This window comes from Nostoc sp. (assembly GCF_036917355.1).
Lineage (GTDB): Bacteria > Cyanobacteriota > Cyanobacteriia > Cyanobacteriales > Nostocaceae > Nostoc.
Genome location: NZ_JBALDP010000015.1, coordinates 118,020 through 138,833, shown reverse-complemented (window position 1 = coordinate 138,833; position 20,814 = coordinate 118,020). Strand labels below are relative to the sequence as shown.

Genomic DNA, 20,814 nt, shown 5'->3' with positions numbered 1-20,814 from the left:
TTAACGGAGATAAAAGGTGGATTCATCCAGTTCAAATACTCGTTAACGGAGATAAAAGGTGGATTCATCCAGTTCAAATACTCGTTAACGGAGATCAAAGGTGGATTCATCCAGTTCAAATACTCGTTAACGGAGATCAAAGGTGGATTCATCCAGTTCAAACACTCGTTAACGGAGATAAAAGGTGGATTCATCCAGTTCAAACACTCGTTAACGGAGATAAAAGGTGGATTCATCCAGTTCAGATACTCGTTAACGGGGATAAAAGGTTCGCGCGTGATGTGCTACTCCTTCCACTCCCTCTTTCTCTCACGATTTTTTTATGAAGCGAGTCTCCTTCTCGGTGCATCAAGAATAACTTCCGCGACTGAAAAATCACGTTTAATTTTCAAGTTGTTGAGATAAGCGATCGGATCGTCGGCGTTAAAGGGAGTACCATCGAACAGTTGGATCGGTTGGCGAATATAGCTAATATCCAAACCTAATTCTCGTGCGGCGGTGCTGAAAACACGCACGCGACACACCCGTTCCACAACCTCTACCCAATTTCTAGGGAAGGGAGTATCACCCCAACGCGCCAATTGACTCATAATCCAAATTTGTTCGGTGCGACTGGGGCGGTTGATAGCAGACTCAGAATAAAACTGATGATGGGCATAGTCCCGCAACGGATGATCTAAGTCACAGGTAAGATTATCTGGATCTTCGAGTTGAATGTATTCTAAATCAGTGCTGACGTACTCTCGCCCTGCTAAAATTCGGCGAATTTCTTGGGTATTTTCAGGATTTGCACAATACACGCAAGCTTCTAACAAAGCTTTGGTTAAGGCGATATGCGTATTTGGATAATTTTCTGCCCAATCTTCCCGCACACCAAGAACTTTACCGGGGTGTCCCAGCCAAACTTCTAAGTCGGTAGCGATGGTAAAACCGACATTTTCCACAGCCGCGCGGTAGTTCCAAGGTTCGCCGACGCAGTAGCCATCAATGCTTCCGGCTTTTAGATCGGCTACCATCTGCGCTGGGGGAATGGTCTTCATGTCTACATCACTGTCGGGGTCAATTCCACCAGCCGCTAGCCAGTAACGCAGCAGCAAGTTGTGCATAGAAGCGGGATGCACTACCCCCATTGTATGCCGTTGTTCGTGGGTGAGAATCAGGTGATTTCTGAAATCTGATAAGGTTTGCACTCCTTGGTCGTAAAAGCGTTTTGCCAAGGTAATGGCGTTACCGTTGCGAGTCATGGTAAGGGCAGTGACAACGGGCAGAGGTTGGTTATTATGTCCTCCCAAAGTTAACCACATCGGCATCCCTGAAGGCATTTGCGCCGCATCTAAATAACCGCCACTTATGCCATCTTCTATACCCCGCCAGCTACTTTCCCGCACGAGGTTAACTTCATCTAAACCATGTTTGAGAAAGAAACCTTTTTCTTTAGCAACTGCTAGGGGGGCGCAAGCTGTTAGAGGTAAAAAGCCAATTTCTAGGTTAACTTTTTCTAATCCATGACGGGCAACGTCGCCAGTTTTGCGCGCCCGAATTTTCTTGATGCGCTTCTGCTGATTGAGGAAGTAAATCATCTCACTCCGCAAGCTGTAGTAGCTAGGATGTTCTACTACTTCCATGCGCTTGCGGGGTCTGGGAATATCTACTTCTAAAATGTCGCCGATTTTAGATTCGGGGCCGTTGGTTAACATCACGATTCTGTCAGATAACAGCACGGCTTCATCTACATCATGTGTCACCATCACGGCGGTAACTTCATTTTCTTCGCAAATTTGCATTAGTTGTTCTTGCAAATTGCCGCGTGTGAGTGCATCTAATGCACCAAATGGTTCATCTAGCAAGAGTAATTTGGGACGAATCGCTAAAGCGCGGGCGATCGCAACTCGTTGCTTTTGTCCACCTGATAACATTCCCGGTTGTTTATCAGCATGGGGACGCAAACCCACCATATTTATATGTTTTTCGATAATGGCGTTGCGTTCGGCTGCGGGTATACCTTTCATTACCGAGTCCACGGCGAGGGCAATATTTTCTCTTACCGTCCGCCAAGGTAATAAGGAATAATTTTGGAAAACCACCATTCTGTCTGGGCCGGGTTTGGTGATTCTTTGTCCTTCAAGAGTGACAATACCCTCAGTTGGCAAATCCAAACCCGCAATCATATTTAAGAGTGTGGATTTACCGCAACCGGAGTGACCAATCAAAGAAACGAATTCTCCTTTTTTAATTTGGAGGTCGATTCCTTTGAGGGCGATATATTTGCCACCACCAGTTAATTCAAAAACTTTATCAATTTGGTCAACAGCTACAAACATCTCATTTGTCCTTTGTCATTAGTCATTTGTCCTTTGTCTTTATGCTATTAGTCCTTAGTACTGGTCATTAGTCCTTAGCTTTTTACAAATGACCAATGACCAATGACTAATGACTAATGACTATTTTTGCTCTGCTGGTAAAATCTTGTTTTGCAGCCAACCCATTGCTTTATCTAGAAGCAACCCAACAACGCCGATATAAACTAGAGCTAAAATAACTTCGCTGACGTTGTTATTTTGATAAGCGTCCCAGATAAAGAAGCCGATTCCGACAATACCAGACATGACGATTTCGGCGGCAATAATTGCTAACCAAGCTAAACCGATCGCAATTCTCAAACCAGTAAAGATGTAGGGTAATGCCGCAGGAATCAAAATGTTAGTGAAATATTCTTTGCGGCTAAGTTGCAGAACTTTGGCGACGTTGTTGTAATCTTGGGGAATTTGGGTAACGCCGACAGCAGTGTTAATTAAGATGGGCCAAATGGCGGTGATGAAAATTACGAATAAGGCTGCGGGTTCGTTTTGTCGTAAAGCTGCTAAAGAAATCGGAACCCAAGCTAGAGGTGGTACTGTCCGCAGTAGTTGAAAGATGGGGTCTAAAGCTTTGGACATGGTTCTATTAACCCCAATCAAAATACCCAAGGCAATACCAACGATCGCAGCTAGGGTATAACTGATAGCAACCCGTTGCAAACTAGCGAGAATCTGCCAAAATAGACCTTTATCAATGCCACCTCGGTCATAAAATGGCCAGAAAATCAAAACCCAAGTGTCTTGGATAACTTGTATTGGCCCTGGTAATGTGGCTCCCGGAATCCAAGCGAAGAGTTGCCAGAGAACGAGGAAGATTGAGATGGCGATCGCTGGTGGTATTAGGTCAGGAAACTGCTTTTTCAAGCTGGATATAAAGCCATTACTCAATCTAGGGCTTGCAGGGCGTTTTTGAGCTATTGTCATGATGTTGTATTCTCCGCAAATTTTATTTGTTATTTGTCAGAGACGCGATTCATCGCGTCTCTACAAGAGTTTAATCGTGCCTCTAAATACCGACTTTTTTGATTTTCAAACTCTTCAAATATTCTTCTGGTTTTTCAGGGTCAAATTTGATGCCATCAAAAAACTCTTCTACACCACGGGATGTATTTGTGGGAATATCAGCAGCAGCAATCCCAGCTTCTTTGGCAGCTTCTTTCCAAATATCTTCGCGGTTGACTTTGTCGATCAGTTCTTTTGCCTTAGCAGCATTATTGTCTAGATAATCTTTTGGCAAGAATCCCCAACGAACATTTTCAGTGATGAACCATAAATCATGACTCTTGTATGGATAAGAGACATTACCTTTTTCATCTTTCCAGTAATAAGCAGCCATTGATTTATCATCAATTTTGCGACCATCGCCCATGTCATATTTACCTTGGTATGGATCGGCTAGTATTTCAGGTGAAGAAAGATTGAAATAATTTCGTCCAGCCAAAATTTCAGCCGCTTCTTTGCGATTGTCAAAATTATCTAGCCATTGTTGGGCTTCCATAATTCCTTTTAAAATTGCTTTGGTAGCTTTGGGATTCTTATCAACCCAATCGCCTCTCATGGCAAGATATTCTTCAGGATGATTTTTCCAAATTTCTGCGGTTAATGCTGCTACGTAGCCGATTTTGTCTTGCACTAGGCGATAAGGCCAGGGATCGCCTGTACTAAAGGCATCCATTGTTCCGGTTTTCATGTTGGCTACAGTTTGCGCCGCAGGTACTGTGAGCAATTTGACATCTGCATCTGGATCTAAGCCACCTGCTGCTAACCAGTAGCGAATCCATAAATCTTGGTTGACGTGGGGAAAGGTAAATGCCGCTGTGAAGGGTGTTGAGGATTTTAATTCCTTGAATAGGGACTTAGCACTGGCGAGTTGTAAACTAATACCTTTGCCTTGGTGCTTGCTGGCGATCGCAATTCCATTTCCATGCGTAATTAATTGACATAATACATACATGGGAATTTTTTGATTGCCCTTGGTAATTAAACCTTCTGAAATTAAATGTGGCATCGGCATCTGCCATTGACCGCCATCTATCCCACCACCGGCAGAACCAATTTCTACGTTGTCTCTGGCTGCACCCCAAGAAGCTTGTTTGGAAAGGTCAACATTACTCATCCCATACTTTGCAAAAAAGCCTTTTTCTTTAGCGATAATTAAAGGAGCCGCTTCTACAATAGGAATGTATCCCAGCTTCACTGTAGTAGTTTCTGGTGTTTGTTCAGGGCTAATATTAGCAACCGTTTGAGCAGTTGGCTGTGCTTGGGTACTTCCACCAGTCAAGTTTTCAGGAGGATTACCCAAACAGCCTTTGAGCAATACAGCACTCGCAGATACTCCGGCTGTGAAGATGAATTTGCGGCGAGAAATTTGATTAAAAAATTCTGTCATAAATATCTCCTGAAAACGTGAATGTTATTTTTTATAGCTATGACAATTTAGGCAAAAAACCTTGGTTTCTTGCATTATTAATGATTAATCAAGCTATATTTGACCAAGCGATCGCAGCCATTTCATCAATGAAATAGCTACCTATATAAGAACTCGGTTAAATTATTGGCTCTGCTTTTCTAGTGTGATGCAGAGGTATCATTCACCTTGTTGAAATCAGTTTACAGCCTTTGAAGCCCAAATTGTTAACTTGGAACCTCGATTTATTAAATAAATATTAGATTGGATGTATAAGGAAAAGTTTATCTATTATCCTCAATTATAGGAATAATTTTTAATGTATCAACTCTTATTTATGAATACTATTATGTTTACTTGATGATTGACTATCTTGACTTCTTTTGTAACTTTATTTTAGTAGTTATTTGTCATATATAAGTTTTTACTTATCACAACCATTATGTTATCCCTATAATTTAGGAGCGCACTGCGATGAGGGTAAGATGGTAAGGCTGGGAAAGCTGTAGACCTAAGCAAACATCCCAAATAGGTGTATTTATTATCTAGCGATCGCAACTAATCTGCCGTTTCCAATACCACGAAGAAACCCCGTCTCTTTAAGCAGCAGCCCTAGTTCTGCGTGACGAAGTTTAGTGTTCTTGTTGTTGTTTTCCCACATATCAGAAAAGAAGTTTTGCATCAGCGCAATGATGCCACGGTACTTGACGATGCTGGCAACATAAAACTTATCTAACTACATCCTTGGGTAAAGACGCGATGAATCGCGCCTCTACAACGCAAACAATTGGGAGTAGTTCAGGTAGTGTATTCGGCGTTAATCTTCACGTAGTCATAACTCAAATCACAACCCCAAGCTTTACCTACACCATAACCATTGCCAACATTAACGGAGATTAACACCGTATCCTGTTGGAGATAAGCACCCGCGGCTGCTTTTTTCAAATAAGCACTTGCGGCTGCACGGTCAAATTGCAGAGGTTGTCCATTTTCTAACATTAAGAAATCCCCTAGCTTAATTTGCAGGTTTTCTTGCTCAAATGGCACACCTGCACGTCCGGCGGCGGCGGCGATGCGTCCCCAATTTGGATCGCGTCCAAAGATTGCAGATTTAACTAAGGATGAACCGGCGATGGTTTTCGCTATTTGTCGGGCTGAGAGTTCGTCATGGGCCCCTGTTACTTCCACTTCAATGAGACAGGTTGCGCCTTCACCATCACGAGCGATCGCTTTGGCTAAATGCTGGCAAACTGCTGTTAACATCGCCTCTAATTTCTCTGCTTCTGCGCCCCATTCTATAATTGCTGGGGTGCGAGATTGACCATTTGCCAAGGCAATTAAGCTGTCGTTGGTGCTAGTGTCACCATCCACAGTGATGGAATTAAAGCTTCTATCAGCTGCCCTTGCTAACATCTGCTGCCAAAGGTGAGGCGAAACCACAGCATCACAAGTCACAAATGCCAGCATGGTTGCCATATTAGGGTGAATCATACCGGAACCTTTGGCAATGCCGCCAATTCGTACCGGGCGATCGCTTATAGTTGTCTCTAGGGCAATGGATTTTGTTACCAAGTCTGTAGTGATAATCGCCCCAGCAGCAGCATCCGAACCTGTTGCTGATAGTGCTGCTACTACTTTGGGAATTCCACTTCGCAAGGCATCCATCTTAATTCTTTGACCAATCACACCAGTGGAAGCCAATAACACAGATTCAGACGAAATGTTCAGGGCTTGGGCTACTGCCAGAGCAGATTCTAGGGTATCAAGGTTGCCTTGAGTTCCTGTCGCGGCGTTTGCTTGTCCAGCATTGCAGAGGATGGCACGAGCGCTTTGTTTGGCTTGCAAGCGTTGGCGACAATATTCTACGCAGGCAGCTTTAACTTGGCTGGTGGTGAACACACCCGCTGCGATCGCTTCCACTTCTGAGAATATCAAAGCTAAATCTGGCAACCCTGAAGGTTTCAATCCTGCGGTAATTCCCGCCGCCTGATACCCCCTTGGTGCTGTGATGCCACCTGTTATTTCTTGCCAATCTGCCATTATTCTTCCTTACAGCTATCAGGTTGGATAGGTCAATTTGTACTTTACAAAAGCGCTGAGTTAGGAGTTACGAGTTAAGAGTTATTAGTTTCCCCCACTCCCCACTCCTTTTTATTGTGAGTTTATTTGCTGATGGCAATAATAATGCACCAGTTGGCGATTGGCATAATTGTTTTTACCTTTCTTATGACGAAAAACCAAAACAAAAAAGGAGAGCCACTTGCAATACTTTTCGGTTAACGGGGAAAGGGGAAAGGGAAAAGGCTTGAATTCACCTTTCCCCCTTGCCCTTTAACCTTTTCCCAGGCAAAAAGAGAGATTGTTAGGCTTATCCGAAAAGTATTGGAGCAACTTGGGTCACTCTCTAGATCGTCAGGATACATCTACTTACCGATCTCTCTGATTTACTTTTTAATGGTTAATACTTATTTATTGAGATTATTTCTAAAAATTTTGGAATTTTATCCGTAAATACCACGAAAATAAAATAAAAAAGAGAGCTACTTAGGCAGCTCTCCAGATCATCAGGGTGCATCTACTTACCACAGCATATCATTTTACGTATGAGGGTTGTCACCAGCTTTTATATGAAGATTGTGTGAAGCAAGACCGGGAAAATACTTAGTTGGGGAATTGGGAATTGGGCATTGGCAGAGGAGCGGAGGGGCAGAGAGGCAGAGGGAAAAACTTACTAAAACTTCTCCCTTGCTCCCCTGCTCCCCTGCTCCCCTGCTCCTCTGCACCTTTTGCTTGCTCACCCAGCAAAGTTAGCTTGACCGACAGACACTCTAGGCGTTCAGTTTTTTCTCGACCAATTCATTAGTCAGCTTAGGATCGGCACGTTTATCTGTCTTTTTCAGAACTTGTCCAACAAAGAAACCTTTGAGGTTAGTGTTACCGTTGCGATACTTTTCTAATTCTTTGGAGTTCGCGGCTATGACTTCATCAATAATGGGTTCCAGTACACTAGGATCGGTTATTAACTCTTGTCCGGCAAAGGCTTTCTCAGGAGAAATACCACTGAGTAAATCTGGCAACTTTTGTTTAGCTTGAGCATTGCTAATTTTGCCCGTTTCAATGCGAGTGATAATATCTGCTAAATTGGTGGGAGTCAGTCCGATTTGAGTAATAGTGAGTTTTTGCTTATTGAGGTGGGCTGCAATATCTTGAGTAATCCAGTTGGCAGCAGCTTTGGGATTTGCTCCAGATGCGATCGCAGTTTCAAAATATTCGGCGATTGAACGATCTTCTGTCAGCACTCGCGCATCGTAAGCGGAAAGCCCCAATTCACTTTCATAATGATGGCGTTTTTGGGCTGGTAATTCTGGTAGTTCGCTACGCCATTGCTCTAATTGTGCATTTGACACCTCAATTGGTGCTAAATCTGGTTCGGGGAAGTAGCGGTAATCGCTAGAACCTTCTTTCACCCGCATACTACTTGTACATTGAGCGCCTTCTTGCCACAACCGAGTTTCTTGGATAATGCGATCGCCTGCTTCGATGGCGGCAATTTGCCGTTCAATTTCGTAGTCAATCGCCCGTTGGATGGCGCTGAAGGAGTTCATGTTTTTAATTTCTACCTTGGTGCCAAACTCCTTTCGTCCCACTGGACGCACGGAAATGTTGACATCGCAGCGCAGAGATCCTTGTTCCATGTTGCCGTCACTCACGCCGAGATACCGGACAATGCGACGTAATTCTTCGGCATATTCAGCCGCTTCTAGTCCAGAACGCAGATCGGGTTCTGAAACAATTTCTACTAATGGGATACCTGCGCGATTGTAGTCTACCAAAGAATAGGAAGAACCGGAGAGGCGATCGCTACCAGCGTGTACCAATTTTCCCGCATCTTCTTCCATGTGCAGACGCGTAATCCCAATGCGTTTGCGAATCGGATTACCCTCAGCATCCACCAACTCAATTTCTAACCAACCGTGTTCTGCGATCGGTAGATCGTATTGAGAAATTTGGTAATTTTTGGGTAAATCTGGATAAAAATACTGCTTACGGTCAAATTTGCTATATTTAGCGATTTGACAATTTAGTGCCAAACCAGCTTTGACGGCGTATTCTAATACTTTTTGATTGAGTACAGGTAAGACCCCAGGTAAACCCATACAAACTGGGTCAATGTTAGTATTGGGGTCAGAGCCGAATGCCGTAGAGCTATTAGAGAAAATCTTGGTATTGGTACTCAGTTGACAATGGGTTTCTAAACCAATAATCGCTTCATACTCAGTTTTTACAGTGCTAGCAGTCGTCATAATATCACTATTTCGGCATAATCCTTCTTAGGGTACTATTGTAGCGGCGTATTGAGTTGCCCTGAAGACGGTTATTTGGGTGAGCAATGCTTACCTCTTGAGCTTGAAAAGGGAGAAGCACATCTAAGGTGAAGAAAATCTTAATTATTGGTTCTGGAGGTGCTGGTAAATCTACCCTAGCCCGCGAACTAGGAACTATTTTAGGTTTAGAAGTGATTCACTTGGATGCTTGGTACTGGAATCCTGGTTGGATTGAGACTCCAAAAACTGAATGGCAGAGCATAATCCAAGACCTAACCCTACGAGAATCTTGGATTATGGATGGTAACTATGGCGGTACTCTCGACCTTCGTTTGTCGGTTGCAGACACGGTAATTTTTTTAGATTTTCCTCGGCTTTTGTGTTTATCGCGAGTGATTAAACGTCGTTTCATGTATGCAGGACAATCCAGGTCTGATATGGCATCAAATTGTCCTGAAAGATTGAATTGGGAATTTCTCAAATATATCTGGTCATACCCAATTACTCGTCGTCCTGGAATTTTAGAAAAACTTAGTCAGGTAACACCCAACCAGGAAGTTATTGTTCTCCGCAAACCAACAGAAGTCAAGGAGTTTTTGCAAAATATTTCCCACAATTCAGATTTACTCAATTGACTTTTATTAAAATTAGCTGAAATAATATATCATTTACTAGCGGAGAAACACTATAGGTAAAGTGGATATTGCTATTTATGTGCTAACCAATTACCAGTAACCAAGGATAAATTACTATAACTTCTATATACAAATTAAAAAATGCCTGGGAGTGTTGCCGTGTTTCCACCCCAGACATTTTTTATTCTTAACTTGCTCCTCACACACAAATAGAGAATATCACTACTTCTATCAAATGGCAAGTATATTGAGTGACAATTTTAAAACCCCACAGGAAATCCAATTTCTGACAAATTAAAAAGCGCTTGGGAGTGTTGCCGTGTTTCCACCCCAGGCGCTTTTTATTTTTAACTTGCTCCTCACACACGATTAGATAATATCATTGCTTCAATTATAAAGAAAGTATTTAGTGTGACACTTTGTAAACTGCACACCTAATAAGCAATGATTTAGTGTAAAAAGTGACGTACACCAGTTAAGACCATCAGTAAACCTAGTTCGTTAGCAGCTTTGATTGAATCTTTATCGCGCAAACTTCCCCCTGGTTGGACAATGGCTGTGATTCCTGCGGCGGCGGCTGTTTTGACTGAATCATCAAAGGGGAAAAATCCATCGCTGGCGAGAGTTGCACCTTTGGCTTTTTCTCCAGCTTGTTCTAGGGCAATTTTAACTGAGCCGACGCGGTTCATTTGACCAGCACCTACTCCTAGTGTAGTGCGATCGCTCGTAACAACAATGGCATTAGATTTAACGTGTTTGCAAACTTTCCAAGCAAACAACAATTCGGCTAATTCGTCTGGTGTGGGTTGACGTTCAGTTACAACTTGCCATTGACTGGCGTCAGCAATTACATCATCACTAGCTTGGACAAGGAAACCACCTGCGATCGCTTTTACTGTATCTTTAGGGCCACTGCTCAAATCAGCTAGAGTCAAAACCCGCACATTAGATTTCTTAGCCAGGATTTCTTGGGCTTCCCCATCACAACTTGGTGCAACCACACATTCTAAAAATGTTTTAGTTAACTCGCTAGCTGTAGCCGCATCAATCGGACGGTTGAGTGCGACAATTCCACCAAAGGCAGAAGTAGAATCAGCGTTGAAAGCTTTTTGATACGCTTCTGAAATCGTACTTCCCAGTGCCGTACCACAAGGATTTGTATGTTTAATTATCGTTGCGGCTGGAGTATCAGTGAACTCAGCAATAATTCGGCGTGCGGCTTCTAAATCAACTAAGTTATTGTAACTAAGTTCTTTGCCTTGGAGTTTCGTTGCGGCTGCCCATCCCGTTGGAGTAGTACCAGTTTGATACCAGGTGGCGGGTTGATGGGGATTCTCGCCGTAACGCAGAGATTGCAATTGTGTACCGCTAAGGGTGTACTGCTGTGCTTCTGCCAGGTAAGATGCGATCGCGCGATCGTAACTAGCAGTATGCGAAAATCCTTTTAATGCTGCCTTTTGCCGAAACTCTAGTGATGCTATGCCGTCATTTTGGCGCAATTCCTCCAAATACTCGTCATACTGTGCCGGATCGCATAATACAGCGAGATGGGCGAAGTTTTTCGATGATGCCCGCAGCATAGCAGGGCCACCGATATCAATTTGTTCTACAGCTTCTAATAATGTCACCCCTGGTTTAGCGATCGTTTCCTCAAAGGGATATAAATTCACCACCACTAAATCAATCGGGCGAATTTGGTTATTTTCTAAATCTGTAATATCTTGGGGAACATCTCGCCGCGCCAAAATTCCGCCATGAATTCGGGGATGTAGGGTTTTGACTCGGCCACCTAAAATTTCTGGTGAACCTGTATAATCTGCAACTTTGGTGACAGGGAGTCCCGCATCTTTGAGTGCTTGGGCTGTTCCCCCACTGCTGATTAAATCAAAGTCAAATTCTTCAACCAAACTACGGGCGAGGTCAATTATACCAGTTTTGTTAGATACACTCAGCAGGGCTAGACGCGCCATTGATCGATTCCTTAAAAGTAGGCTAGAAGCGAAGGATCTCAAGTTTTGCATAAGCCTTGATTCACTTCAAGACCATGAGGAATAATATTGACTCGTGTAATTTATATGCTTACATCCCCCATCAGCACTGTTGAAAATGCTGGAAATAAGGACTAAGTAGGCTTAATCTCTAATATTTGCGATCGCCTAAACTAAAAGTAAGCATGTTTTACCCACATAACACCTGTGGTTCAGTCTTCTAATCAACGCCTAACCCTAGAAGAATTTCTCGCACTTCCCGAAGGAGATATTACATACGAGTTTGTTAACGGTGAAGCTGTACCAAAATATAAAGATAATGAAATGTCACCAAAATTTTTTCATGGCTCGACTACTGGTGCTTTATTTATACTATTGTCTGCATGGGCACAAGCAAAGGGTCGGGTTGTGATTGAATGGGCAATTAAACTAACACGAAATCAACAAGATTGGATGCCTGTAGCCGATCTGACCTATATTTCTTATAACCGTCTTCCTGCTGATTGGCTATTAGACGAAGCTTGTCCTGTCGCACCTGAATTAGTCATCGAAATCATTTCACCTGGTCAAACTTTTGGTGAAATTGCAGAAATTGCGACTGATTATCTGAAAGCTGGGGTTTATCGTGTTTGGGTGGTTGATACAAAAGCTAGAACTGTAACTGTATTTGCGCCATCTTCTTTGCCGATTACTTATCGATCTCATCAATTAATTACTGATAATTTGCTACCAGAATTGGAAATTACACCTCATGCAATCTTTCAACAAGCTGGATTAAATCCCTAAAATTTCATTAGGAATCAGAATAAGCTAAAGTCTTGCCAATGAAAAAAAATTGATAATTTGAATATTATCATTATGCATCGGCTATTTACATAACCTAAATTTAAAGAGGCTTTGAACAGTGCTTAAGGCGGTGGACTTATTCAAAAATATTGTGACGATGATACTTAGCGGTGATTGAATTATAAAAGATAAGAAAAGCTATACTATTGATAATTACATCCGCAATTGGTGTTATGTTATGGAACTATTCACTATTGGTCACTCAAATCACAGCATTCAAGCTTTTATCGAGCTTTTGCAAAACCATGATGTAACTGCTCTGGCTGATGTGCGATCGCACCCCTATAGCCGTTACTTACCCCACTTTAACCGCTCAATCCTTAAAGATTCCCTCTCAAGTGCAAATATTCATTATGAATTTTTAGGGCAAGAACTAGGGGCTAGACCAGAAAATCCAGAGTGTTATGTTGATGGTAAAGCTGTATATGAAAAGATTGCTGCTACTGAGTTATTCAGCAAGGGCATTAAACGTGTACTCAGAGGTGTCAAACGTTATAAGATTGCCCTGATGTGTGCAGAAAAAGATCCGATTATTTGCCATCGGGCGATTTTAGTTTGTCAACATTTGCGAGGTGAGTATAATTTGGCAATTAATCATATTAAAAGTAATGGAGATTTAGAATCACATCATAAGCTTGAAGACAGATTATTAGCTAAACATGGGTTAAAAAAATTAGCTCTTGTACCAGCTTCAGTTCAGTTATCTCTTTTTGGTGATATTCCATCTAATAATCAGCCCGATAATTTACTATCAAAAGAGGAATCTATCCAAGAAGCCTACAGGTTGCAAGGTGATGAAATTGCCTATGTAGAAAAAAGAGGAAGCGAACATGAATAATTCCATTAACTTATTCACAATCGGTTTTACGCAAAAAACCGCCCAAAAATTCTTTGAAACTCTCGTTAAATCTGGGGTCAAGCGAGTTATAGATACACGACTGAATAATGTCTCTCAATTAGCGGGATTTACCAAAAAGTCAGATTTAGAATACTTTTTGCAAAAAATTGGCAATATTGAATATACTCACATTATTGAACTAGCACCTACAAAAGAGATTTTAGACGAGTATAAGAAAAATAAAGGTGATTGGGCAGTTTATGAACAGAAGTTTCTTAGGTTGATAGCTGAACGAGAAATTGAGAAGAAATTTAAACCAGAAATATTAGATGGTGGATGTCTTTTATGTAGTGAAGCTAAACCCCATCAATGTCATCGTCGCTTAGTAGCAGAATATTTAAATGGCAAGTGGGGAAATGTCAAAATATGCCATCTTTGAAGAAAATTGTTTGTCTTGCCAATTCTAAGAAAAATGGCGAGCGTTGCATTGCTGGCATTGATTTGGATACTGGTAATTGGATTCGTCCAGTATGTGTTCGTGACGGTTATTCTGATGATGGTCGAGTCCCAAGAGACGTTCGACTTGTGGAAAGGAGAGAACCAGAATTATTAGACATTCTAGAAATACCTTTAGCTGATGAAGGTAATAACTTTGACTTTGAAAGTGAGAATTTAACCATACTATCAGGAGAATGGAGACTATTAGGCAAAGCTAAACCGACTGATGTATTTCAATATTGTGGAAACTATCCTTATATTCTTCATAATCGGAAGAAATATGTCAATGTGTCTGAACTCCAATCTCTACCGTTTCGGCAAAGACGTACACTACAACTGCTTCATGTTGTCAATTTGTCTGTACAGTCTCAAGGAATTAAGCAGTGGAAAGGTTCGCTAGAAACTGCTTCTGGTCAAAAGTTAACAGATGCTAAAATTACTGATCCTATATTTATTGAAAAACTAGAAACGGGATACCAAATCACAAATGATTATTTAGTGACAGTTAGCTTGGGTATGCCTTGGGCACATGATAATTGGGAAGGTGAACCTCCTTGCTGGAAACTCATCGCGGGTGTGATAGATTTTCCGAAATTTGCAAGTCAACAAAGTGATTTAATTGCTCAAACAGATAAGGAAATAGAGCGAATAGGTTGGGATATAGATCAAGGACGTAAGTATTTGCAGCAAAGTTTTAATAAGATATCCCGCCAACAGTTGAGTTTGGAGGAATTAACCCAATTCTTGAATTATCTTAAATCTATCCCTGATGACTTTGATAATCTGCCCTCTTGATTAGATAATCAATATCTGAAATAGCTAATGCTTCTTCTTGATCGTCTGAGGAAAATAAGCAGTATCATGCAGCCGCAGTTACCGCTTTTGCTGTGCTAGTTTACTGCTGTTTGTGGCGGATTATTACACGATTGCAAAAACGTGGCCAGAAGGAAAAATCGGTTGACTTTACAACCTTAATGCTGCGATTGCAAGAAACAGGAAAACAATTAGATGAAGATAAGGACAAGAGCGGCGATGCTTACGTTTACGCAGCCGCCCAAACCTTAGAAGCCATACTAGGTGAAGATACCCCAATCCGAATGCAGGGACTTATTCTAGATAATCTGGTGAAAAAATCCAAAAAAGACCAAGATTTTATTAAATCTGGTACTTTTAAGGCATTTTTAAGTGCGTTTCCACTTTGCATTAGTAGCCCAGATTCTCATTCAGCCCCCAAGATTGGTTTAATTTCTTATGCCAGCCGTCCCTGTAACGAGGGAAATTTTCCCAATGATAGTGAAAAGGCTTATCTTTTTCTGACTCAAAGTTATATTGCTACAGCCGTTAATGAACCGTTTATCGGTTATGAACTTAAAAGAGAACGGATGCAGTCTGATGTCCTTGATTCTCCAGAACAACTGAAAACGCAACGTCTAGTTCAAGAAGAAATCCGTCACCTTAGAGCTAAAGGATGTCAGCACATTATTTTATTAGCTCATGCCTATGGCGATCGCCGCATTAATCGAGCCGCAGATTACAATTCTTCTTTAATACCTACAGAATTTTTAGAAGCAGTCTTTCAAACTTTTCCTGATATCAACATTTACCCAATGGTGCGGGATGTATTTCCGGCTACACGCTTGCGCGATCGCGGTTACAGTGAAGCGGCATTTGAAATTTTGCAAGCTGGAGATCATTCAGATTTTCAGCGCTCTGTTAGGGCAGACTACTTTCGTAATTTAATTCCGGTTTATACTTTTGCCACACTTTATGCTATCCAAGCAGAAGAGCGCCTACAATCTGGTTTCTGCATTTATTTCTTAGTATCGGATGGAAAAGTTAGCAATATTAACTGGACTGAACGCGCTCGTCAGCATTTGATTAATCCTGATTCAGACTCTCGGATTCATCCTTGCTTATTAGCTGTACTGCGCGGCTTGCATTTTATTGAAGCTGAACGAGGTGTGTACAGAAGTCAACTTAGCCCAGTACTAGATCCATTTAGTTGGATATCGCCAAATACAGTTGAAGAGGCTGGTGAAGTGAAAGTTCTCCACACCCGTCGCAAAGGACAAGTATTACTTAATTACCGCGCTGTACTTACCCACGTTTCTCAAGTTCTGCACAGGAAGTAATGGAATCATCTCTTCTACAACAAGCCTCTATTTGGGGGCAGGTATTTGAAATTGCTGTTAAACGCGGTGTTTTACAACAGTTGATTCACAGAAACTTACTGTTGAACGATCATCCTGTTCTCCAGCCTTGGCAATCTCACAAAAATGCAGATATCTCCCAGCAACTAGTGAAAGCATTCAAAATAACAGATCCCAATCACAAAGAATGGGTGGAAACAATGCTGCGTCATCTGCTGGTACTCGGCTATGGTTTAGGTTGGACAGCAATGCGTGAGTGTCTCAACCACAGTCAAATTAGACAACCTAAACTAGAAGCAATTTGGTGTCCATTGACATTGCCAGGACAGCAAATGCAACGGGATGAAGAAAAAGAAGAGACAGCAAAAGCATTTCAAGAAGCTTTCAAACTACCAGGAAAGCCAGACGAGAACTTAGTCAAGCGTGGACAACCAGCCAGAGCCGATTTTATTTTATGGCTATCTAACGAATCTAGCTCCCACAGAAACACAGAGGAAGAAGAAGTAATACCCTCTAAAGACTTGAAAAGTGCCTTCTCCCAGCCAAAAGATATAAAACGCAAAAAAATTGAGAATTTAATTATCTGTTTGGAATTTTCGTATAACGCACCCCTCAAATTTGCAGATTTTCAAAAAGAAGCCCCTCATAGAGAAGAAATGAGTCGCTATGCCCGTTACATTGAATCACGGGGGGTCTTCTCTAGAGTTTGTGCAGAGGTTGAAGGTGAAGAATTTTCACTCTCTAAAAGGCTAGAAAATTTTCTTTCAGCATTTAGCGGTCAAGATAAACCATTATTTAAGCTCTGTCAGGCATCATCTTATACCGATCAGCTGATTAAAGTGTTACGCGCACGTAAGCGATTAGAAGGAAGTTGTAATGCTAGAGCGATCGCTGTCACATCCAATGGTATGGAAAGTCTTGCTGCTCAATTCTGGGGTGTGGAACCAGAACCAGATACTAGAGCCAAGTTAATGAAATCATTGGGAAAAGCATATTGCCAGGCCAAACATTCAGATGATGATGTGCCACTCGATCTAGATGCAGAAATTCGTTTGGTGTTCACAAAGCTAGTGCGATCGCTACCCTCTGCTTTTAAAGAACAAGCACAACATCTAGCTGAAAAACCAACTCTAGGTCAATACTCTCACTTTCTTTTTCATGAGAATGTGACGGATTTTTACAACCCAATGGGTGAAATTAACAAGGCTGAGGCGATCGCATCTATTGAAGACAACGACGCATTACTTGAGTTTTTTGGAGGCAACCCTGTTACACGAATTGCCGATTGTATCAATGAAATCAATCCCGATAAGGCAACAATTCCTCTGCGACAAGTACACGAGGCAGCAGTATTTGCTGGTATAACTTCTGCTCAAGTCGGTAAAATTAACGTCCTAGCTTTGGAAGGAAATCCAGGTATTGGTAAAACTACTGCTGTGATGAAATTTCTTAAACAGCAAAAGCAGCAGTCTCAAGGTTTCTTATTTTTGTATCTCAGTCCGCGAGTTGTAATTAATCGAGATGTTACCGACAAACTTGCTAGAGAAAACGATCATCCCACTGGGATATTAACCATCACCAGCAATAAAAATTTGATTGTTGCGGCTCCCGAATGGTATAAACAACAGGTTCAGCAAAACAACTTTCCACCTCGCTTGATCGAGAGTGGCGTTGTTGTCGATGGTATCGAAAAACTCACACGTCCTGATGAGCATATCTTCTTCCTCACCCCAGAACAAGAACATGATATTGATTGCAATATAGTAGGCTCGACTCGGTTCAAACGCCGCCTCAACGAACGGGATTACAGCGTAGAATCGCTTAAAAGTCCTGGTGTATTGGGTACCATAGCAAAGTCAGCCCAAATATTGCTCAAAGCCAATCCCCAAGTTGATCAGCTCGTAATGACTGCTGCTATCCAAGGTTATCGAACGCTCAACGATCAATCAACCACAGTTAATGCCCTCAGCAAATTATTTGTAAAACAAGATCCCAATACTAAGCCGGGAAAAAAGGAACGTTCAGCATTTGCAGCGCGGATTCCCACCATAGTTGTCATGGTAGATGAACTCGCTGGTGATGGTGCAGGAGCGCCCTTTGTCCGTAAGTTAGCAGAATGGCTGGAACAGCAATTTATTAAACCGTTTGATACAAATCAATCTCCGTTTAAAATTGTGCTGATTCTTGCTGATGCCTCACTCAGCAATGAAGTTGTGTTGGATAGTTTTTTGAACTCAGGCGATCGCGCTCCTGATAAAGTTCTAATAAGTCAAAGTCGAGGTGAAGCGGCGTTTCGGGTGACAGGCACTCATACAAAAATTGGCCTCAGAAAACACCCAACGCTACACGTCATGACAAATAGCTATCCCGCCAGTAAACTCAGTATTGATTACAGTATTAGGCTGTCGCCCATTAAACCAGGTCAAAACAGTGACGGTACAGAGCAGACAATTAGACAAGCAATTCGAGAAAAATCAGAAGAGGAATCGCTAACAAACGCCTACTTAGAAATCAAGGGTGGGTTACAGCAGGGAGCAGAACAGTTAATTTTCTTTGCTCAGGATAAAGCTTTTCTACGTCAGTTGCAGGAAAAATTGACCACTGGTAAAGAAGCTCTGGTAAACAGAGAACAGGTGGAGGTTTTGGATCAAAGTGTATCACCCGATCGACGCTTGAAATTAGTCAAGCCGCCACGACGAGATGAAGTCCGAGTTTTTCTTATGACTTCTTCAGGCGCAAGAGGTGTTTCTTTCCCGAAAACAGATTGGATTATAGCTGCAATTCCCCGATTTAATATTGAAGCCGCTTTAATGGAAGTCGCGCAATTAATTTACCGTGGTCGAGGAATGTATACAGATCCAGAAACCGGAATGGAAGTTTCTGGAGATGACAAAGATAGACGGTTAGTTATGCTCATCAATGATTTCATCATTGAAAGAGAGGATATTGATCCTAAAAGACTATGGTTGCGTCAATCCAGCGATTTATTGACTTTGCTGGTAATGTTGCGTTCTACAATTCACACCCGCATCAAAGGTGATGCAGGACTTAATAAAAACCGAATTGCATTTGTCCCCGTTGGCTCTGTTGGCGATGAAGAATTGCTACGTTTAATGTCTGATGATGTCTTAGATTTCTTGCGTGAAGCCAAAATTTTTATCAGCGATAGTCATCCTCAAGAAGCCAAAGCAATTGTGAAAAGGGCGGAGCAGTTAACTGCAAACATCTTTAAACATTTTGATTTGAGAGGTCAATCATTAGAGAGAAATGCCAAGTCCTATGCAAATTATCAAACCTTACAAGCTTTGGTCAAAAATGTTTCTAGGATTTCGAGCCGATTATTACCATCTTTAGATAACGATGAGCTAAAGATACCAGATAATCTAACTTGTATCGGCCCTTTCTGGATAGAAGATTGGAGCGATCGCAAAACTGAAGAAATATTTAGCTTTGAGGCATGGAAAGCTGATATTAAACAAAATAGCAGTCGTCTTTTAGGATCGCTAAAAGAAATTGCCGAAAGCAAGAAGTTCAAATTTCCCTCAAAACTCAAACGTCCTGCCAACGAACTGTATAAACTATTGAGTCGGGAACAAGAGGGATTTGTGATTGAATCTTCCACACGTCAAGCATTAAAAACTAAAAACATAGTTATTGGCTTACCTCTAGACTATCCCCATTTCTGGGATGAACAATCAGAAGATGATATGCGCCAACAGGTATTACAAGATCCGCAAGCTTGGAGAAGTGCGCTAGGACGTTCTCTAACTCCTCAAGGCTTAATCGTACCTGTAGTACCTCACTATCGAACATTTCCTTGGGTAGCTGTGGCAGGTAGACGGATTTTTACGCAACTAGAAACAGTTTTTAGCGATCGCTACTTTATGGCATCTAGCGAACTGAATCTTCTCAATACGATCCTACTTGAAGATGAAGCAGAGAACAAATAGTTAATGTAAAACAGCAAATACCGCTAAATACTAAGTCTCCTTGAAGAGATAGGATCTATGTACAAAAGTAGAATTTTAGGAGTAAACCTCTGTCTTTACAAGCTATCACCGTTCCCACAGCAACTTCTCAACCCCCGGCAGGCTTAATTGTCACTTTGCATGGTTGGGGTGCTAATGCTGAGGATGTAGCATCTTTGTTACAATTGCTCAACTTACCCGATTACCAGTTTGTATTGCCCAATGCACCTTATCCTTATCCCTATTCCCCTATAGGGAGGGCATGGTATGATCTGCGGGTAGAAAATATGTATCAAGGATTGGCAGAAAGTCGGCAACTGCTAACAGATTTCTTGCAATCTTTAGAAAGTACCACTGGCATACCTTTGTCACGTACCATTTTGAGTGGATTTTCTCAAGGCGGAGCAATGACTTTAGATGTCGGCTCAAAATTGCCCTTAGCAGGTTTAGTTGTCATGAGCGGGTATTTACATCCTGACGCGCTAACCGCAGCTAAAAGTGGGATTCCGCCGACTTTAATCACTCACGGTAGATATGATGAAGTTGTGCCCCTGAAAGCTGCTTTGAAGGCACGAGAAACTCTCAAGTCTCTAGGAGTGGCAGTAGAATACCACGAATTTGATATGGGGCATGAAATAGATCCCAAAACGTTAGAGGTGCTACGAAATTTCGTTGTAAATACAATTGCTTAGTCAGGATTACGAATTTTTTATAAATTCTGGTACAAATTCTGACAATTTTCACGAACTTAATGACTTCTAATGAGTAATATATATTGGGTGGCTGCGTTCAGCGCAACTTA

General features: G+C 41.8%; 16 protein-coding genes. 8 read left to right on the top strand and 8 right to left on the bottom strand.

Annotated elements, in window-relative coordinates; all coding sequences use genetic code 11:
* The 7 genes from V7K53_RS04535 to gatB all read right to left on the bottom strand — a co-directional run.
* On the bottom strand, nt 1-236 hold a 236-nt coding region (locus tag V7K53_RS04535; protein ID WP_442940466.1), incomplete at its 3' end, for a hypothetical protein.
* Nucleotides 237-320: 84 nt separating this feature from the next.
* Nucleotides 321-2,321, bottom strand: a complete 2,001-nt coding sequence (locus V7K53_RS04530) for an ABC transporter ATP-binding/substrate-binding protein (protein ID WP_335196441.1) — start codon at nt 2,319-2,321, stop codon at nt 321-323.
* Nucleotides 2,322-2,441: 120 nt separating this feature from the next.
* Complete coding sequence (gene ntrB, locus V7K53_RS04525; RefSeq protein ID WP_335196440.1) at nt 2,442-3,281, bottom strand: nitrate ABC transporter permease; 840 nt, start codon at nt 3,279-3,281, stop codon at nt 2,442-2,444.
* A gap of 82 nt (nt 3,282-3,363) precedes the next feature.
* The gene (locus tag V7K53_RS04520) at nt 3,364-4,746 is read right to left on the bottom strand and encodes a CmpA/NrtA family ABC transporter substrate-binding protein (protein WP_335196439.1); all 1,383 of its coding nucleotides are present in this window, start codon (nt 4,744-4,746) and stop codon (nt 3,364-3,366) included.
* Between the two features lie 559 nt (nt 4,747-5,305).
* The gene (locus V7K53_RS04515; RefSeq protein WP_335196438.1) at nt 5,306-5,446 is read right to left on the bottom strand and encodes a hypothetical protein; all 141 of its coding nucleotides are present in this window, start codon (nt 5,444-5,446) and stop codon (nt 5,306-5,308) included.
* Nucleotides 5,447-5,562: 116 nt separating this feature from the next.
* Nucleotides 5,563-6,804, bottom strand: coding sequence for a bifunctional ornithine acetyltransferase/N-acetylglutamate synthase (argJ, locus tag V7K53_RS04510; RefSeq protein WP_335196437.1), 1,242 nt, complete (start codon nt 6,802-6,804; stop codon nt 5,563-5,565).
* A gap of 788 nt (nt 6,805-7,592) precedes the next feature.
* The gene (gene gatB / locus V7K53_RS04505) at nt 7,593-9,068 is read right to left on the bottom strand and encodes an Asp-tRNA(Asn)/Glu-tRNA(Gln) amidotransferase subunit GatB (RefSeq protein WP_335196436.1); all 1,476 of its coding nucleotides are present in this window, start codon (nt 9,066-9,068) and stop codon (nt 7,593-7,595) included.
* A 128-nt stretch (nt 9,069-9,196) separates the two neighbouring features.
* On the opposite strand from gatB, the gene V7K53_RS04500 reads away from it, so the two are divergent.
* The gene (locus tag V7K53_RS04500) at nt 9,197-9,724 is read left to right on the top strand and encodes a DNA topology modulation protein (protein ID WP_335196435.1); all 528 of its coding nucleotides are present in this window, start codon (nt 9,197-9,199) and stop codon (nt 9,722-9,724) included.
* Between the two features lie 449 nt (nt 9,725-10,173).
* Here V7K53_RS04500 and purH read toward each other — a convergent pair whose 3' ends face one another.
* A complete protein-coding gene (gene purH / locus V7K53_RS04495) occupies nt 10,174-11,694 on the bottom strand; it encodes a bifunctional phosphoribosylaminoimidazolecarboxamide formyltransferase/IMP cyclohydrolase (protein WP_335196434.1) in 1,521 nt (506 codons plus the stop codon).
* 225 nt (nt 11,695-11,919) lie between these two features.
* On the opposite strand from purH, the gene V7K53_RS04490 reads away from it, so the two are divergent.
* From V7K53_RS04490 to V7K53_RS04460, 7 genes are all read left to right on the top strand, one after another.
* The gene (locus tag V7K53_RS04490) at nt 11,920-12,498 is read left to right on the top strand and encodes a Uma2 family endonuclease (protein WP_335196433.1); all 579 of its coding nucleotides are present in this window, start codon (nt 11,920-11,922) and stop codon (nt 12,496-12,498) included.
* A 238-nt stretch (nt 12,499-12,736) separates the two neighbouring features.
* Nucleotides 12,737-13,396, top strand: a complete 660-nt coding sequence (locus V7K53_RS04485) for a DUF488 domain-containing protein (protein ID WP_335196432.1) — start codon at nt 12,737-12,739, stop codon at nt 13,394-13,396.
* Complete coding sequence (locus V7K53_RS04480) at nt 13,389-13,835, top strand: DUF488 domain-containing protein (RefSeq protein WP_094327745.1); 447 nt, start codon at nt 13,389-13,391, stop codon at nt 13,833-13,835. The genes V7K53_RS04485 and V7K53_RS04480 overlap by 8 nt, the downstream gene beginning before the upstream one ends.
* Nucleotides 13,823-14,689 (top strand): dual OB domain-containing protein, encoded by an 867-nt coding sequence (locus tag V7K53_RS04475; protein ID WP_335196431.1) that lies wholly within the window; start codon nt 13,823-13,825, stop codon nt 14,687-14,689. Before V7K53_RS04480 ends, V7K53_RS04475 begins: the two co-directional genes overlap by 13 nt.
* Before the next feature lie 131 nt (nt 14,690-14,820).
* A complete protein-coding gene (locus V7K53_RS04470; RefSeq protein ID WP_335196430.1) occupies nt 14,821-16,026 on the top strand; it encodes a hypothetical protein in 1,206 nt (401 codons plus the stop codon).
* Nucleotides 16,026-19,994 carry a helicase-related protein gene (locus tag V7K53_RS04465; RefSeq protein WP_335196429.1) on the top strand — a complete coding sequence of 1,323 codons (3,969 nt, stop codon included), beginning with the start codon at nt 16,026-16,028 and terminating at the stop codon, nt 19,992-19,994. Before V7K53_RS04470 ends, V7K53_RS04465 begins: the two co-directional genes overlap by 1 nt.
* A 104-nt stretch (nt 19,995-20,098) precedes the next feature.
* Nucleotides 20,099-20,704 (top strand): alpha/beta hydrolase, encoded by a 606-nt coding sequence (locus V7K53_RS04460; protein WP_442940468.1) that lies wholly within the window; start codon nt 20,099-20,101, stop codon nt 20,702-20,704.
* Nucleotides 20,705-20,814 lie beyond the last annotated feature (110 nt).

Coding starts and splice junctions, on each gene's coding strand:
- V7K53_RS04530 (WP_335196441.1), bottom strand. CDS start 2,321: ATGTTTGTAGCTGTTGACCAAATTGATAAAGTTTTTGAATTAACTGGT.
- ntrB (WP_335196440.1), bottom strand. CDS start 3,281: ATGACAATAGCTCAAAAACGCCCTGCAAGCCCTAGATTGAGTAATGGC.
- V7K53_RS04520 (WP_335196439.1), bottom strand. CDS start 4,746: ATGACAGAATTTTTTAATCAAATTTCTCGCCGCAAATTCATCTTCACA.
- V7K53_RS04515 (WP_335196438.1), bottom strand. CDS start 5,446: ATGCAAAACTTCTTTTCTGATATGTGGGAAAACAACAACAAGAACACT.
- argJ (WP_335196437.1), bottom strand. CDS start 6,804: ATGGCAGATTGGCAAGAAATAACAGGTGGCATCACAGCACCAAGGGGG.
- gatB (WP_335196436.1), bottom strand. CDS start 9,068: ATGACGACTGCTAGCACTGTAAAAACTGAGTATGAAGCGATTATTGGT.
- purH (WP_335196434.1), bottom strand. CDS start 11,694: ATGGCGCGTCTAGCCCTGCTGAGTGTATCTAACAAAACTGGTATAATT.
- V7K53_RS04485 (WP_335196432.1), top strand. CDS start 12,737: ATGGAACTATTCACTATTGGTCACTCAAATCACAGCATTCAAGCTTTT.
- V7K53_RS04480 (WP_094327745.1), top strand. CDS start 13,389: ATGAATAATTCCATTAACTTATTCACAATCGGTTTTACGCAAAAAACC.
- V7K53_RS04475 (WP_335196431.1), top strand. CDS start 13,823: ATGCCATCTTTGAAGAAAATTGTTTGTCTTGCCAATTCTAAGAAAAAT.
- V7K53_RS04465 (WP_335196429.1), top strand. CDS start 16,026: ATGGAATCATCTCTTCTACAACAAGCCTCTATTTGGGGGCAGGTATTT.